General features: G+C 35.1%; 22 protein-coding genes. 18 read left to right on the top strand and 4 right to left on the bottom strand.

The window, feature by feature from the left end:
- The first annotated feature begins 52 nt into the window (after positions 1-52).
- The 10 genes from comGA to AC3WVA_RS02685 all read left to right on the top strand — a co-directional run bounded on the left by comGA (position 53) and on the right by AC3WVA_RS02685 (position 5,669).
- Positions 53-1,096 carry a competence protein ComGA gene (gene comGA / locus AC3WVA_RS02730; RefSeq protein WP_048531150.1) on the top strand — a complete coding sequence of 348 codons (1,044 nt, stop codon included), beginning with the start codon at positions 53-55 and terminating at the stop codon, positions 1,094-1,096.
- Positions 1,089-2,120: a competence type IV pilus assembly protein ComGB gene (gene comGB, locus AC3WVA_RS02725; protein WP_053082876.1), complete on the top strand. Its 1,032-nt coding sequence runs from the start codon at positions 1,089-1,091 to the stop codon at positions 2,118-2,120. The genes comGA and comGB overlap by 8 nt, the downstream gene beginning before the upstream one ends.
- An 11-nt stretch (positions 2,121-2,131) precedes the next feature.
- Positions 2,132-2,431: a comG operon protein ComGC gene (gene comGC / locus AC3WVA_RS02720; protein ID WP_016086289.1), complete on the top strand. Its 300-nt coding sequence runs from the start codon at positions 2,132-2,134 to the stop codon at positions 2,429-2,431.
- Positions 2,428-2,883 carry a comG operon protein ComGD gene (gene comGD / locus AC3WVA_RS02715; protein WP_098344872.1) on the top strand — a complete coding sequence of 152 codons (456 nt, stop codon included), beginning with the start codon at positions 2,428-2,430 and terminating at the stop codon, positions 2,881-2,883. Before comGC ends, comGD begins: the two co-directional genes overlap by 4 nt.
- The gene (gene comGE, locus AC3WVA_RS02710; RefSeq protein ID WP_141539420.1) at positions 2,876-3,178 is read left to right on the top strand and encodes a competence type IV pilus minor pilin ComGE; all 303 of its coding nucleotides are present in this window, start codon (positions 2,876-2,878) and stop codon (positions 3,176-3,178) included. The genes comGD and comGE overlap by 8 nt, the downstream gene beginning before the upstream one ends.
- Entirely contained in the window at positions 3,148-3,618 is a 471-nt protein-coding gene (gene comGF, locus AC3WVA_RS02705; RefSeq protein ID WP_048531140.1) for a competence type IV pilus minor pilin ComGF, read from the top strand. Before comGE ends, comGF begins: the two co-directional genes overlap by 31 nt.
- Positions 3,615-3,986, top strand: coding sequence for a competence type IV pilus minor pilin ComGG (gene comGG, locus AC3WVA_RS02700; protein ID WP_492321774.1), 372 nt, complete (start codon positions 3,615-3,617; stop codon positions 3,984-3,986). The genes comGF and comGG overlap by 4 nt, the downstream gene beginning before the upstream one ends.
- Positions 3,987-4,163: 177 nt before the next feature.
- Positions 4,164-4,814 carry a 2OG-Fe(II) oxygenase gene (locus tag AC3WVA_RS02695; RefSeq protein ID WP_048531136.1) on the top strand — a complete coding sequence of 217 codons (651 nt, stop codon included), beginning with the start codon at positions 4,164-4,166 and terminating at the stop codon, positions 4,812-4,814.
- Between the two features lie 118 nt (positions 4,815-4,932).
- On the top strand, positions 4,933-5,430 hold the full coding sequence (gene aroK, locus AC3WVA_RS02690; RefSeq protein ID WP_492321773.1) for a shikimate kinase AroK: 498 nt from the start codon (positions 4,933-4,935) through the stop codon (positions 5,428-5,430).
- 38 nt (positions 5,431-5,468) lie between these two features.
- Positions 5,469-5,669 carry a YqzE family protein gene (locus AC3WVA_RS02685; RefSeq protein WP_000106081.1) on the top strand — a complete coding sequence of 67 codons (201 nt, stop codon included), beginning with the start codon at positions 5,469-5,471 and terminating at the stop codon, positions 5,667-5,669.
- A gap of 68 nt (positions 5,670-5,737) precedes the next feature.
- Here AC3WVA_RS02685 and AC3WVA_RS02680 read toward each other — a convergent pair whose 3' ends face one another.
- Both AC3WVA_RS02680 and AC3WVA_RS02675 read right to left on the bottom strand, forming a co-directional pair.
- Complete coding sequence (locus AC3WVA_RS02680) at positions 5,738-6,370, bottom strand: VC0807 family protein (protein ID WP_071757288.1); 633 nt, start codon at positions 6,368-6,370, stop codon at positions 5,738-5,740.
- A gap of 142 nt (positions 6,371-6,512) precedes the next feature.
- Positions 6,513-6,629, bottom strand: coding sequence for a GTP pyrophosphokinase (locus AC3WVA_RS02675; RefSeq protein WP_071721462.1), 117 nt, complete (start codon positions 6,627-6,629; stop codon positions 6,513-6,515).
- Between the two features lie 73 nt (positions 6,630-6,702).
- Here AC3WVA_RS02675 and AC3WVA_RS02670 point away from each other — a divergent pair, with 73 nt between their 5' ends.
- Positions 6,703-6,930, top strand: a complete 228-nt coding sequence (locus AC3WVA_RS02670) for a hypothetical protein (protein ID WP_000032702.1) — start codon at positions 6,703-6,705, stop codon at positions 6,928-6,930.
- A gap of 97 nt (positions 6,931-7,027) precedes the next feature.
- Entirely contained in the window at positions 7,028-7,159 is a 132-nt protein-coding gene (locus tag AC3WVA_RS02665) for a hypothetical protein (RefSeq protein ID WP_048531130.1), read from the top strand.
- A 34-nt stretch (positions 7,160-7,193) separates the two neighbouring features.
- On the opposite strand, the gene AC3WVA_RS02660 is transcribed toward AC3WVA_RS02665, so the two are convergent.
- Positions 7,194-7,988, bottom strand: coding sequence for a YqhG family protein (locus AC3WVA_RS02660; protein ID WP_048531128.1), 795 nt, complete (start codon positions 7,986-7,988; stop codon positions 7,194-7,196).
- Positions 7,975-9,657: a DEAD/DEAH box helicase gene (locus AC3WVA_RS02655; protein WP_098344873.1), complete on the bottom strand. Its 1,683-nt coding sequence runs from the start codon at positions 9,655-9,657 to the stop codon at positions 7,975-7,977. The genes AC3WVA_RS02660 and AC3WVA_RS02655 overlap by 14 nt, the downstream gene beginning before the upstream one ends.
- 392 nt (positions 9,658-10,049) lie before the next feature.
- On the opposite strand from AC3WVA_RS02655, the gene gcvT reads away from it, so the two are divergent.
- The 6 genes from gcvT to AC3WVA_RS02625 all read left to right on the top strand — a co-directional run bounded on the left by gcvT (position 10,050) and on the right by AC3WVA_RS02625 (position 15,237).
- Complete coding sequence (gene gcvT, locus AC3WVA_RS02650) at positions 10,050-11,150, top strand: glycine cleavage system aminomethyltransferase GcvT (protein WP_087956936.1); 1,101 nt, start codon at positions 10,050-10,052, stop codon at positions 11,148-11,150.
- A gap of 20 nt (positions 11,151-11,170) precedes the next feature.
- The gene (gcvPA, locus tag AC3WVA_RS02645; RefSeq protein ID WP_048531122.1) at positions 11,171-12,514 is read left to right on the top strand and encodes an aminomethyl-transferring glycine dehydrogenase subunit 1; all 1,344 of its coding nucleotides are present in this window, start codon (positions 11,171-11,173) and stop codon (positions 12,512-12,514) included.
- Positions 12,511-13,986 carry an aminomethyl-transferring glycine dehydrogenase subunit 2 gene (gene gcvPB / locus AC3WVA_RS02640; protein ID WP_000795696.1) on the top strand — a complete coding sequence of 492 codons (1,476 nt, stop codon included), beginning with the start codon at positions 12,511-12,513 and terminating at the stop codon, positions 13,984-13,986. The genes gcvPA and gcvPB overlap by 4 nt, the downstream gene beginning before the upstream one ends.
- Before the next feature lie 292 nt (positions 13,987-14,278).
- Positions 14,279-14,482, top strand: a complete 204-nt coding sequence (locus AC3WVA_RS02635) for a DUF3929 family protein (protein ID WP_000639160.1) — start codon at positions 14,279-14,281, stop codon at positions 14,480-14,482.
- Between the two features lie 70 nt (positions 14,483-14,552).
- Positions 14,553-14,744 carry a hypothetical protein gene (locus AC3WVA_RS02630; RefSeq protein ID WP_000535935.1) on the top strand — a complete coding sequence of 64 codons (192 nt, stop codon included), beginning with the start codon at positions 14,553-14,555 and terminating at the stop codon, positions 14,742-14,744.
- Positions 14,745-14,862: 118 nt separating this feature from the next.
- A complete protein-coding gene (locus tag AC3WVA_RS02625) occupies positions 14,863-15,237 on the top strand; it encodes a GntR family transcriptional regulator (protein ID WP_048531120.1) in 375 nt (124 codons plus the stop codon).
- Positions 15,238-15,239: the final 2 nt, after the last annotated feature.

The following is a 15,239-nucleotide window of genomic DNA, read 5'->3' as shown; positions in this document are numbered from 1 at the left end:
ATTTTTCTTATGAATTTTTTCATGCTATATACATAGTGGGGAGGGAAAAATGATGAATGGAATTGAAAGTTTTGCGAATATGATTTTGAAAGAGGCGTGTAGGGTACAAGCTTCGGATTTACACATCGTGCCCCGGAAGAAGGATGTTGCGGTTCAACTACGTATAGGAAAAGATTTAATGACGAAACAATACATTGAAAAGGAATTTGGAGAAAAACTTGTTTCACACTTTAAATTTTTAGCATCCATGGATATAGGGGAGAGGCGGAAGCCACAAAATGGTTCATTGTATTTACAAATGGATGGACAAGAAGTGTATTTGCGCCTTTCCACGCTTCCAACCGTATATCAAGAAAGTCTCGTTATTCGTCTTCATTTACAAGCATCTATTCAGCCGTTATCTCATCTTTCGTTATTTCCAAGTACAGCGAAGAAACTTCTTTCCTTTTTACATTATTCGCATGGGTTACTCGTCTTTACGGGACCGACTGGTTCAGGAAAGACAACAACAATGTATGCATTATTAGAGGTAATTAGAAAAAAGAAAACACGTCGCATCGTTACACTGGAAGATCCAGTTGAAAAAAGAAATGACGATGTATTACAAATCCAAATAAATGAAAAAGCAGGTATCACATATGAGGCGGGACTGAAGGCTATTTTACGCCATGATCCAGATATTATTTTAGTCGGTGAAATTCGTGATGAAGAAACAGCAAAAATTGCTATAAGAGCAAGTTTGACTGGACATTTAGTAATGACGACATTGCATACGAATGATGCGAAAGGAGCGATACTTCGGTTTATGGACTTTGGCATAACAAGGCAAGAGATTGAACAATCTTTATTGGCTATAGCTGCACAGCGACTTGTCGAATTGAAGTGTCCGTTTTGCAAAAGAAAGTGCTCAACTTTATGTAAATCAATGAGGCAGGTAAGACAAGCGAGTATTTATGAGTTGTTATATGGATATGAGTTAAAACAAGCGATTAAAGAAGCAAACGGGGAATGTGTCACATACGAGCATGAGACATTAGAATCTTCGCTACGAAAAGGATACGCTTTAGGATTTTTAGAAGAGGATGTGTATGTTTAAGAAAATATGGAGTTTAAGTGATCAAGTAGTATTACTGAAACGATTAGGAGAACTATTAGAAAAAGGATACTCCCTTTTGCAGGCATTAGAATTTTTACGTTTTCAATTACCTTTAGAAAAGAAAGTACAATTGCAGCTCATGATTGATGGGTTAAAAGATGGAAAAAGTCTACACGATTCTTTTCATCAATTAAAGTTTCATCAGGAGATGTTAAGCTATTTATTTTATGCCGAGCAGCATGGTGATATTTCTTTTGCGTTGCAACAAGGGAGCTCACTGCTTTATAAAAAGGATAAGTATAGGAAAGATATGATGAAAATAATGCAGTATCCTATGTTTTTGGCGTTCTTTTTAATAATCATGATTTTTGTTTTTAACCGCATTTTATTACCGCAGGTTGACATGGTATATAGTTCGTTTGGTTCTACAGCACCTTTACTTACAGAACAAATATTAAGTGCAATTAAGCTGCTACCCTATCTTATTATGAGCACTATTTTTATCGTCTTAATTGGCTGTAGTGTATATATATTTTACTTTCGGAAACTCCCGTATATGAAGCAGATAAAAATTATGCTTCGTATTCCCCTCATAAAAACATTTCTTATTTTAAAGCATTCGCATTATTTCGCTACTCAATTGAGCGGCTTATTACACGGAGGACTATCGGTACTTGAGGCTCTAACAATAATGATGGAGCAAAAATATCATCCATTCTTTCAGTATGAAGCGGGCCGAATTAAACACCAATTAATTGCGGGAGAACCGTTGCAAGCTATTATTGCAAAAAGTGGATATTACGAGGAAGAGCTATCTTATATTATTACGCATGGACAAGCAAACGGTAATTTGGCGATTGAATTAGGTGACTATAGCGATCTTATCATGGAGAAGATGGAGCAAAAAGTTAAACGTATGTTAGTGATTATTCAACCGATTTTATTTACGTGTATTGGAGGAATAGTCGTTCTTATGTATTTAGCGATGATTATGCCAATGTTTCAAATGATGAATTCTATTTAGGAGGTATTTACATGCAAAATGAGGAGGGATTTACCCTTTTAGAAATGTTATTAGTTATGGTCGTGATAACTGTATTATTACTATTAATTATTCCTAATGTAGTTACACAGCGTTCATCCGTTGAAGGAAAAGGATGTAAAGCCTATGTGAAATCTATAGAAGCGCAAATACAAGTATACCAATTACAACATAATAAAATTCCCTCGCTAAAAGAGCTAAGTGATGAAAAGTATATTACATCTGATAAGTGTCCGAATGGTGAATCCATTCATATTTCAAATGATGGCACAGTATCAAGTGGGAAACTGTGAAAGAAAAAGGTTTTACTCTTTTAGAAATGCTACTCGTTCTCTTTGCAATTTCTGTACTAAGTATGGTCATGTATTACAATGTACATTCATTATATGAAAAACAAAAAATCGAACAATTTTTGAGGCAGTTTTCAAATGATATTTTGTATATGCAACAATTAGCGATAAACCGTCAAAAACATTATACATTACGATGGTATAAAGATAGACATATGTACTATATAGGGGAATCGAGTACGAATCTTGCTATCATTAAAAGAGAATATGATAGCGATATACAAATTGATTTGAATACTTTTCCAAATCCGATGACATATAATCCGAGTGGAAATATTAATAGAGGTGGTACAATTTTACTTTCGTATCGAAGTTTTAAATATGAGGTTGTATTTCAGCTTGGAAGAGGGAGATTTACGTATCGTGAAATGTCAAAAAGGGTCAGTGATGGCTGAAATGCTTGTGGCATTAAGTATAGTAATGATGGCGGTATCTTTACTACTTCCGCAAACAGTATTAATTATGCAAGAACGAAAGAACATACAGATTCGTTATAATGCATTTGTATTATTAAAAAGGGAAGTAGCTTTATATATGTATGAGAATGAGGCGAAACAACAGAAAGAAAAAGTCATAAATGGAAATGTATATTACACATATTGGGGAGGAAATGAAGTTTGTGCTATGTGGAAAGATGTGAAAGGAAGAATGATGGAACAATGCTTTTATGCAGGAGAAAAAACAAATTAGAAGTTGGATTTACATTAATAGAAATGATCGTCTGTTTTTTTCTGTTATCACTGTTCTTTTTACTCTTGCCACGTTTAAACTTTATCGGAATAGAAAACAAACAATCGAAAGGATTAAATAATTGGGAATGGGATGTGTTTATAGGACAAGTACAATTAGAATTTCGTGAAGTATCATTTGTAGAAAAAATAGTCCCTGAAAATAAAGATAATCTTTTGCGTTTCCGCCTTCGTACTGGAGATGAAGTGACGTACGAAAAATTGAATAATCATCTTATAAGAAAAGTGAATATGCGCGGAAGAGAAGTTATATTACAAAATATTGAAATGGTTTCATATGAAGTAACCCCTCATTTGCTCTTTATAAATGTGAAAGATATGAGTGGGAAAACATATGAAGGTGTAGCTGTAAGGTATAGCGAGATGGACATAAATATATGAGAAAACAAGATGGATTTACGATGCCAGGAACAATCATTTTTCTTGTAATATTAACTTCGTTTTTTGTATACGAAACGAATATGTTACTTATAGATAAAAATTTTTATATTGAAATAGAGCAAAAGTTTGTACTGGAGGAGCTACTGAGTCAATCGATCACAAATATAAAACAGGATTTACAACAAAAAGAACAGGAAGGTACTTTTTTCTTTCCATATGAAAAGGGCGAAGCAAGTGGAAATTATGTCTTTGAAAATGATGTCATTTTTGTTTCGTTACAGTGCAAAATCAAACAAGAAATTTTCTATAAAGTAAGCTTTCGGTATAGAAAAAAGGATGAGAAAATATTCGATTGGATAGAAGGATAGTATGTAAAATATAAGGATGAAAAACCATAATTTCCCCTTTGAAAATAGGTTGTTTTTTCAAAGAAAATGGATAAATAAAACAACCAAAAGTTTAAATTTTCTCAAAAAAGAGAAAGGTAGAAAGAATATGATATATTCATGCTATCCAATCATTATTTTTTAGGGAGAATAGGGAAAATGACAAATAACAACCAAATAGGTGAAAACAAGGAACAAACTATTTTTGATCATAAAGGAAATGCAATTATGACGGAAGATAGGGAAATACACATTATTTCAAAATTCGAAGAACCTCTTATTGTCGTGTTAGGAAATGTATTAAGCGATGAAGAATGCGACGAATTAATCGAATTGTCTAAAAATAAGCTGGCACGTTCTAAAGTTGGTTCATCACGTGATGTAAATGATATTCGAACGAGTAAGGGTGCATTTTTAGACGATAATGAACTTACTGCGAAGATTGAAAAACGAATTTCATCTATCATGAATGTTCCTGCGTCGCATGGAGAAGGATTACACATTTTAAATTATGAAGTGGATCAACAATATAAAGCGCATTATGATTACTTTGCAGAGCATAGTAGATCAGCTGCTAATAATCGTATTAGTACGCTTGTCATGTATTTAAATGATGTAGAAGAGGGCGGAGAAACGTTCTTCCCCAAATTGAATCTTTCTGTGCACCCTAGAAAGGGAATGGCAGTATACTTTGAGTATTTTTATCAAGACCAATCATTAAATGAGCTTACGTTACATGGAGGGGCACCTGTAACGAAAGGTGAGAAATGGATTGCAACGCAGTGGGTGAGAAGAGGCGCTTATAAGTAAAAGCGTGTATGAAACGTTTTGTTCTTCATTGTATAAGAAGAACAAAACGTTTTTTTATTAAATAATGGAATCATTCGTTATAATAACAAATAATAACGAATGATTGAGAGGAACGAACATGAAATCTATATACATAACCGGTTATATGGGAGCTGGGAAAACAACAATTGGAAAAGCATTAAGTAAAGAACTTCATATGGATGTTGTCGATACAGACCAAAAAATTGAAGAGAAGCAGGGGAAGGCAATTCGTGATATTTTTGCCGAAGAAGGTGAAATGGCTTTTCGCGAATATGAAAGTGAAATGTTACGTTCACTACCGAGTTGTAATGTAATTATTACAACTGGTGGCGGCATCGTTGAACGAGAGGAAAACCGAAAGTGGATGAAGGAAAATGGAACTGTCGTATATTTATATTGTGATCCACATGTAATTGCAGAAAGACTTCGTGAAGATACGACACGTCCACTATTTCAGAAGAAAGATATAGAGGCATTTGTGGCAAAATTTGAATCACGCCGAGCTTATTATGAAGAGGCTCATATTCATATTGATACGACGAATAAGTCTGTAAAGCAAATTATGAATGAATTAAAAGAAAAGATTAATGAATAAAAAAGTGGACATACTAATCAAGTAGAGGTGATGATAATATGTCTACTAATGATTATGTTCGCTTTGTGACGCAGCAGTTTGTGTCATATATGGATGCTCCAAAAGAAGATCGTAAACAGAAGAAAGAACAACGCCGTGCTGAAAAAGAGCCATTTATGAATAAGTGGTTTGGTGTTATGCCGCTTAGTGCTGCTTTGTTTTATCGAAACGTAAAAAATAAAAGAAAAAAATCAAGTTAACGATTTCGTAATATGTGTAGCAAAGTGAAAATCCCCTAGTAGCATCATACTACTAGGGGATTTTTTATTTACTGCACAGTTTCCTTTTCTTCCGTAACGGCATGTATTTTATTATTTACCCAAACAAATCCAATTCCGATACAAATTGAAATGCCCCATCCAACAGCGGTCATAATCGCTCTCATTTCACCATAGCCATCTACACCGAAAACAGAGATGAAATAAATTTTTAGGAAGCTTTTTAATATGAATTGTAGACCGAAAAATAGTGTTAAATATTGTAGTGCTGGATAGATACGACTATCACGATACAGTTCACGACTTTTATCACGGTCATGGCCTTGGAGTGCGGCAATATCTGCTGCGAAATATAACATAAGTGGTTTTTTTATAAAGATTGTACATATGACGATAATGCCGAGTACGATGTGATAATACGCATCGTTCCATAACATTCGTTCAGCTGATCCAGATAATAGATCTACCGTTGTATTAGAAATGAGTGTAATTAAAATAAAGAACCCTGTCACGTTAAACTGTTTTTCTTTTTTAAAGGTATACAGTGTATAAATAATCCCCGGAACAGAGGAAAGTAACATCGCGTAATAAGGGTCGATATAAGGTTTTGCAAATTTCCAAATGAGGAACGGGATTACGAGATAAAAGACAAGATCTAATATAGCTTTTTTATTTTGATTCATACAAATCCTCCTTAAGTCATACATATATTTTATAATATAATTTCTGAAAATTGTATAAGGTTTAATAGGAAAAGGAAAAATATATCAGTTTTTGAGGGATTAGTAGATTGAAAAAAAATTGCCCCTAGCGTAGTAAGTTTTTTTAGTATATAATAAAGGAAACGCTTTCATTTTTATTTTGTTCACAAAATGGACGGAAAATCACATATTTACTATCGATATGTTGCTTTATAATGAAACTAATTAAATATACATGCATACAATATTGTGAAATAAATAACATAAATAATTTATATAAATGTAAACGTTATCAAAAGAGAGAGGTGGAGACAATGAGTAAATTTTTCTTCAATCATAATCCAGCAACAGTAGAGGATGGAAGGCTTGTTAAATATGCTGAAATTATTTATGGAGAAGGTGGCCGTTCTGTATTAGAAAATTTAATGGTGAAGGCATCTATCAGATTGCGTGATCGTTATCCGAATAAATCTGACGAGCAGATCTCGAACCTAGTAAATAAAGGCATCCATGATATGTTTCAAAAATACGTGAGCGAGTAAGAGTAGCCAATGGCTGCTCTTATTTTTTTGTATAAGGATTGTATCTCTAGCTGAAAATAAGGGTGTACTTTGAAAGACATAAGAAGGAGTGGAAAAGATGAGTAATGGAATTGGCCGTTCAAAAGAAAACCTTCCTACTGATGCAAATCATGTGAGTGCAAAAGATCGCGCGTATCAAAAACGCATGGCAAAGCAAAAACAACAAGAGCGTAATGGCGATAAAGGATAACTCAAAAAAGCTCCTTCTAAATAGAAGGGGCTTTTTAAGGTAGAAAATGATTCGCGGTAACATAAAAAAGTCCACCGTTAATAATTTGCACTGTAATGCGTGGTTCATATTGTTCTTGCAAGGCTTGCTTTTCAATTTCATAGCTTTCGGGAAGTTCATCACTTTCTTCATAAAAACGATTTAAAAGGTCTAAATCGTGATTCCAGCGCACTCTTGCTTCTTTCGCCCACGTATGGTCATCTTCTGCAATAATATTTTTTAAAGCGTCCTCTATACGTTGTAAACCGCTTTGCGGTTTAATGATAGGCGAGAGCGTAAAACAAAAGTCAGGTATTTTCGGCGTAAGTTTAATTTTAGCTAATGTTTCATGAAAGTTTGCGATCATTGTGCCAGAAATGAGATGAATCCCAATGGAGTGAAGGATGTCTTTTTTTCGATCACATTGATAGGAAACTTTAATATTTACACCGAGCCACGGATGGAGCGGTGTATGTGTTGCCCCGCTATGCCTTACTTCCTCATATAAACGTATGTAAGAGCCTAATTCTTTTGTCGTTTGGAAAATTTGATGAAGACGTGGGGAACCGTAGTGAATAAGCTCGCCGTCGTTTTCTTCATTTTCTGGATTTGTAATAAGAGTAAGGCGCATCGGATTCGGTACGCCTCCTGTTTTCTCAAGATAGTGCCAATAAAAAGGGCGATTCATTAATAATTTATCCATCTCAATTGTTAACTGCACATCTAATAAATGAGGAGAACGTTCTAAAATTTCACAGTTATTCGCCTCAAAGAAATTGTACAAGTAATTATGGATTTCATGTTGCTGCATAGCCTTGCACCTCAGCTTCATTTCGCTTCGCAAAGTCGATAATAGATGTTAAGTTTTCCATCTTAATTCGGATTTCTCCTTCGCTTTTTGATTGCGCAAATATTTCTTGAATGTGTGCATCGATGTTTTTCATATTAATTCTCGTTAAAATTTCATCAAGTTCACCGATAACACGCTCAAATAAATTGATTTTTTCATATAACAGTTTCAAAATATGTTCTTCAACAGTGTGCTTTGTAGCTAAGTTATAAATATGAACATCATTCTTTTGACCAAGACGGTGAATACGTCCGATTCTTTGCTCAAGACGCATTGGATTCCATGGCAAATCATAATTGATCATATGGCTACAAAACTGTAAGTTAATTCCTTCACCGCCAGCTTCCGTTGCGATTAGCACTTGCGCATGATTTTGGAAAAGCTCCTTCATCCAATCTTTCTTCCCGCGCTTAAATCCACCGCGGAATGGAACGGAAGAAATACCGTGTTGTTGTAAAAACCATTGTAAGTACATTTGTGACGCTCGGTATTCTGTGAAGATGACGACTTTATCGTCAATTTCTTTAATAAGCTCAAGAGCTTTATTCGCTTTTGAGTTGAAAGGAATTTGATTAATTTTGTCCATTAGCACATCAATATGCGGGTCTTTTATGTAATTCTCATTTTCCTTCTGTCGTTTTTCTACATGTTTTTTTAATGAATAGTAAACAGCCTCGCGACTACTACACGCTTCCCGTTTTAAAGTTAATGATGAGAAAGCAGATGTGAAGGCGTCTTGTCCTCGCCAATTTTCAATATCATTATATAGAGCTTGTTCTTGTTCATTAAACTCAACAAAAATTGTACGTACATGTCTCTTTGGCCAATCAATTCCGGTATTATGCCGTCGATTTCGGACCATCACTTTGTTAATAAGAGCTTTTAAATCTTCATCAGATTCGGCAGAGCGATTTTTTGAAGCGTAATATTCTTCAAAATTGGATTGATTGCCTAAATGTCCTGGTTTTAATAAAGAAACAAGGTTGAAAATTTCATCAATCTTATTTTGAACAGGAGTAGCGGTTAATAATAAACAAAATTTCTTTTTTAATCGCTGTGCAAATTCATAGTTTTTTGTTTTATTATTTTTAAGTTTATGTGCTTCATCGATAATAATAAGGTCATATTCTAAATTCAAAACGATATCGCGATGCGGTGAACGTTTTGCAGTATCAATTGATGATACAATCACATCAGCTTGTTCCCATGAATAGCTTTTCTTCTGGGCTACAGCAGGAATGAAAAACTTTGTATTTAGTTCGTATGCCCATTGTGAAACGAGGGAGGCAGGGACGAGTATAAGTACTTTTTTCACAAGGCCGCGGACCATATATTCTTTTAAAATAAGCCCAGCTTCAATCGTTTTCCCAAGTCCTACTTCATCTGCTAGTATCGCTTTACCATTCATTTGTTCAATAACATTTTGAGCGACTTCTAATTGATGAGGAAGTGGTGTGAAATGGGATAAATGCTTCGGTGCTTGTAATCCATCGAAAGTAGGAACAAGTAACGATTTTTCTGTTTCATAAGCTAAATGATATAAATCCCAGTTTGTCCAAGGGCCATCTTCGTCAATTCTATTTAAAAAATTGTTTTGCCACGTTCGATCTACGGAAATATCGACATTCATTACGACTCTCCCACCTTTTATAAACTAAAGTAATTATTAAAAAATCTTTATTATATAAACCTTGTAATAAGGCACTATTACACATACTAAAAGTTAAAGAATAGGTAAAGATAAAGGGCTAAATTTTGAAAGTTGTATTTAATTAGATTAAGAATAAAAAATTCTAAATTATTTTTTATGCTAGAATATTGATGAAATATAGCGAATAATGTTAGGATAATGGTGTGAAATGTGTGGAATCTTTCGTATTTTATCCAAGAAAGTGATTTTTTATTTACGCTTTCATAAAAAAATATAAGGAGATTCCGTATATCCTATCTTTTCAGAGTGAAAATGTTTAGATAAGGGAAAACAACTTTTATTGATTTGTCAGAGCATAAGGGGGAGAGAGCATGATTACATTACAACGTACACCGTTATTTGATGTATACGCGAAGTATGGTGGGAAAACAATCGACTTCGGTGGTTGGGAGTTACCAGTTCAATTTTCAAGCATTAAAGAAGAACATGAAGCTGTACGTACAGCGGCAGGTTTGTTCGATGTGTCTCATATGGGAGAAGTTGAGGTAAAAGGTGTAGATAGTTTAGCATTCTTACAACGTGTTGTTACAAATGACGTTTCTACCTTAAAGGTAGGAGGCGCACAATATACAGCTATGTGCTACGAAAATGGTGGTACAGTAGATGATTTATTAATCTACAAACGTGGTGAAGAAGACTATTTATTAGTAATCAACGCATCAAATATCGAGAAAGATTACGAATGGTTAGCTAGCCATGTAATTGGCGATGCAAAAGTAGTCAATGTTTCTAGTGAAGTTGCACAGCTTGCAATTCAAGGACCAAAAGCAGAAGGCATTTTACAAAAAGTTGTGTCAGAAGATTTGAAAGAAATTAAGTTCTTTAAATTTAAAAACGATATTCTTGTAGATGGAATTCCAGCACTTGTATCTCGTACAGGTTACACAGGTGAAGATGGATTTGAAATTTACTGTAAGAGTGAAGATGCTGCAAAACTTTGGGAGAAACTTCTTGAAGTTGGAGCAGAAGAAGGCTTAAAAGCATGTGGTTTAGGTGCTCGTGATACACTTCGATTCGAAGCGACATTACCACTTTACGGTCAAGAGTTATCAAAAGATATTACACCGATTGAAGCTGGAATTGGCTTTGCGGTAAAACCAAATAAAGAAGCAGACTTCTTTGGAAAAGCAACGTTAAAAGAGCAAAAAGAAAACGGTGCGCCTCGTAAGTTAGTCGGCATCGAAGTAATCGAACGTGGAATTCCTCGTACGCATTATCCTGTATTTATTGGAGAAGAAAAAATCGGGGAAGTAACGAGTGGCACACAATCTCCAACGTTAAAGAAAAGCATTGGTTTAGCACTAATTGATGTAAAATACGCAGCAGTTGATACAGAAGTAGAAATTGAAATTCGTAATAAACGCGTCAAAGCAGTAGTTGTTCCAACACCATTTTATAAACGTTCAAAGTAACGGGGAGAGGGGTAGATTTCATGTTGCATCGTTATCTTCCAATGACAGAAGAAGACAAAAAAGAAATGTTACAAACGATCGGCGTTCAAACGATCGATGAGTTATTCTCTGATATTCCAGAGAGTGTTCGTTTTAAAGGGGATTTAAAAATTAAAGAAGCAAAATCAGAGCCAGAGCTGTTAAAAGAGTTAACTCAAATGGCTAGTAAAAATGCTAACTTAAAAGAATACGCTTCTTTCTTAGGAGCAGGCGTATACGATCATTACGCTCCAGTAATTGTAGATCACGTTATCTCTCGCTCAGAATTTTATACAGCTTACACGCCATACCAACCAGAAATTTCACAAGGGGAATTACAAGCAATCTTTGAATTCCAAACAATGATTTGTGAATTAACAGGAATGGATGTAGCAAACTCTTCTATGTACGACGGAGGTACAGCTTTAGCTGAAGCGGCAATGCTAGCAGCTGGCCATACTCGTAAAAAGAAAATTCTTGTATCTAGTGCAGTTCATCCAGAATCAAGAGCAGTACTTGAAACGTATGCAAAAGGTCAACATCTTGAAGTTGTTGAAATTAACCATAAAGATGGTGTAACTGATTTAGACGTATTACAAAGTGAAGTAGATGATACAGTTGCTTGTGTAATCGTTCAATATCCAAATTTCTTCGGACAAGTTGAAAAATTAGCTGATATTGAAAAAATCGTTCATCAACAAAAATCATTATTTATCGTTTCTTCAAATCCGTTATCATTAGGCGCATTAACACCACCAGGAAAATTTGGTGCTGATATTGTAATCGGTGATGCACAACCATTTGGTATCCCAACGCAGTTTGGTGGACCACACTGTGGTTACTTTGCAACAACGAAAGCATTTATGCGTAAAATTCCAGGACGTCTTGTCGGACAAACTGTAGATTCAGATGGTAAACGTGGATTCGTATTAACGTTACAAGCTCGTGAACAGCATATTCGCCGTGATAAAGCGACGTCTAACATTTGTTCAAACCAAGCGTTAAATGCATTAGCAGCATCAGTTGCAATGACGGCACTTGGTAAACAAGGCGTGAAAGAAATGGCACGACAAAACATTTCTAAAGCACAATATGCAAAACGTCAATTTGAAGCGAAAGGCTTCACTGTAACATTTGCTGGACCATTCTTCAATGAGTTCGTTGTAGATTGCAAGCGTCCAGTGAAAGAAGTAAACGATGCATTATTACAAAAGAATATTATCGGCGGTTACGACCTAGGCCGTGATTATAAAGAGCATGAAAACCATATGCTTGTAGCAGTAACTGAGCTTCGTACAAAAGAGGAAATTGACACACTTGTAAACGAAATGGGGGCTATCCAATGAAGAACCAAGACCAAGCACTTATCTTTGAAGTGAGTAAAGAAGGACGCATAGGATATAGCCTACCAAAATTAGATGTAGAAGAAGTGAAACTAGAAGATGTATTTGAGAGCGATTATATTCGAGTAGAAGATGCAGAGCTACCAGAAGTATCTGAACTTGATATTATGCGCCATTATACAGCACTTTCAAACCGTAACCACGGTGTAGATTCTGGATTCTATCCACTTGGATCTTGTACAATGAAATATAATCCGAAAATTAATGAAAGTGTAGCTCGTTTCGCAGGATTTGCAAATATTCATCCGTTACAAGACGAAAAGACAGTACAAGGTGCAATGGAATTAATGTACGACTTACAAGAGCATTTAATTGAAATTACAGGTATGGATACTGTTACATTACAACCAGCAGCTGGTGCACACGGAGAATGGACAGGCTTAATGTTAATTCGTGCATACCATGAAGCAAATGGTGACTTTAACCGTACGAAAGTAATTGTTCCTGACTCTGCTCACGGAACGAATCCAGCATCTGCAACTGTAGCTGGTTTTGAAACAATTACAGTAAAATCAAATGAACATGGTCTTGTTGACTTAGAAGATTTAAAACGTGTTGTAAACGAAGAAACAGCAGCACTTATGTTAACAAACCCTAATACATTAGGTCTATTCGAAGAAAACATTTTAGAAATGGCAGAAATCGTCCATAACGCAGGCGGTAAATTATACTATGATGGTGCAAACTTAAATGCGGTATTAAGCCAAGCGCGCCCAGGAGATATGGGATTTGACGTTGTGCATTTAAACCTTCATAAAACATTTACAGGTCCTCACGGCGGCGGTGGCCCAGGTTCTGGTCCAGTAGGTGTGAAAGCTGATTTAATTCCGTACTTACCAAAACCAATTTTAGAGAAAACGGAAGATGGCTATCGCTTTAACTATGATCGTCCAGAAGCAATTGGGCGCGTAAAACCATTCTACGGTAACTTCGGAATTAACGTTCGTGCATACACATACATTCGTTCTATGGGTCCAGATGGACTACGTGCAGTAACGGAGTACGCGGTATTAAATGCGAATTATATGATGAGAAGATTAGCACCATTCTATGATCTTCCATTCGATAGACATTGTAAGCATGAGTTTGTATTATCAGGTCGTCGTCAAAAGAAACTTGGTGTACGTACATTAGATATTGCAAAACGTCTGCTTGATTTCGGTTACCATCCACCAACAATTTACTTCCCATTAAATGTGGAAGAATGTATTATGATTGAGCCGACAGAAACAGAATCAAAAGAAACATTAGACGGTTTCATTGATAAGATGATTCAAATCGCTAAAGAAGTAGAAGAAAATCCAGAAGTTGTACAAGAAGCACCTCATACAACAGTCATTAAACGTTTAGACGAAACGATGGCTGCACGTAAACCAGTTTTACGTTATGAAAAGCCAGCTCCTGTACAAGTTTGATTAGAATAACAAAGGAAGAACTCGCTATATGCGAGTTCTTTTTTTGTATGGAGAATCTGTGCAGAATTAGTGAAGAAAATGTTAAAAATTTATATTTTTTGTTTCATAATGGTGTAAAGAAGCAGTTTCATAGGTGATTTTGTTGAAAAAGTCAGTTTGATAAAAGTATTTATTTTTGTTAGAATTTTATTGAAATTAAGAAGATGTAATGAGATAGAAATGACTCATTTTTATGTATATGTGAAAAAACGAGCAAGCTGGGGGTGAAAATGTGGGATATCGGTGTTATAGAATGATATACCATTTAGAAAACGGAAAAACGATTAAAGATGTAAAAGAATTTTGTTATAGAGATCAAGGAAAAGTACTAGAAAGAGTAGCACATCGCGTGATGGATAATAGAGAAGTGACGGCAATTGATAAGCAAGGAACGATTATTTCAATAGCATGTGAGGACATTGTAAAGGTGGAACTTGATTACATAACAGAAAGTTAACCTTGAGTCATATCGAATTATTCGATAAAATATACTGTTGAATGGTGAAGTGAGAAGAGAGGAGTTTATCATGGGTAGTACAAGACACTTTTATATGTTTATCTTAGCGTTTGTTCTTGTTGTCGCATTAACGATTTATTTAATTGTTGATAGCACTTGGTACAACACAGTTCATCCTGCGTTCCTTCTGTTTATGTACGTAGGAATTGCGGTAGTGAGTTTCGGAATGAGAGATGAGATGTTAGATCGCTTTGAAAAGTGATACATATACGAAAGACCAACAGGAAAATGTTGGTCTTTTTTTCTTGCCAAAAATAGGATGGTGTGTATATACTGTATATATAAGGTATACACAGTATATACACACACTGGAGGAAAACATGAATATTATTATTTCGAATTCTTCCCAAGATCCTATTTATGTACAAATAAGAAAACAATTAAGCCAGCTTATTTTAAATGGTGGCTTAAAGGGTGGAGACCAATTACCGTCTATTCGTAGCTTAGCAAAAGAATTACAAATTAGTGTAATTACAACGAAGCGTGCGTATGAGGAGCTTGAAAAAGAAGGATATATAGAAACTGTTGCTGGGAAGGGGACTTATGTTTCACGTAAAAATAATGAACTACTAAAAGAACAGCGAATTCGTCTATTGGAAAGTAAAGCAGAAGAGATTGTAAATGAAAGTAAAGCGTTGCAGCTTTCACTTGAAGATTTACAGCAGATGATTGCGTGTTTATATGAGGGGGAATAAGG

The sequence above is a fragment of the Bacillus sp. EB106-04-02-XG92 genome (assembly GCF_058791995.1).
This window is presented reverse-complemented; position numbering and strand designations above follow the sequence as displayed.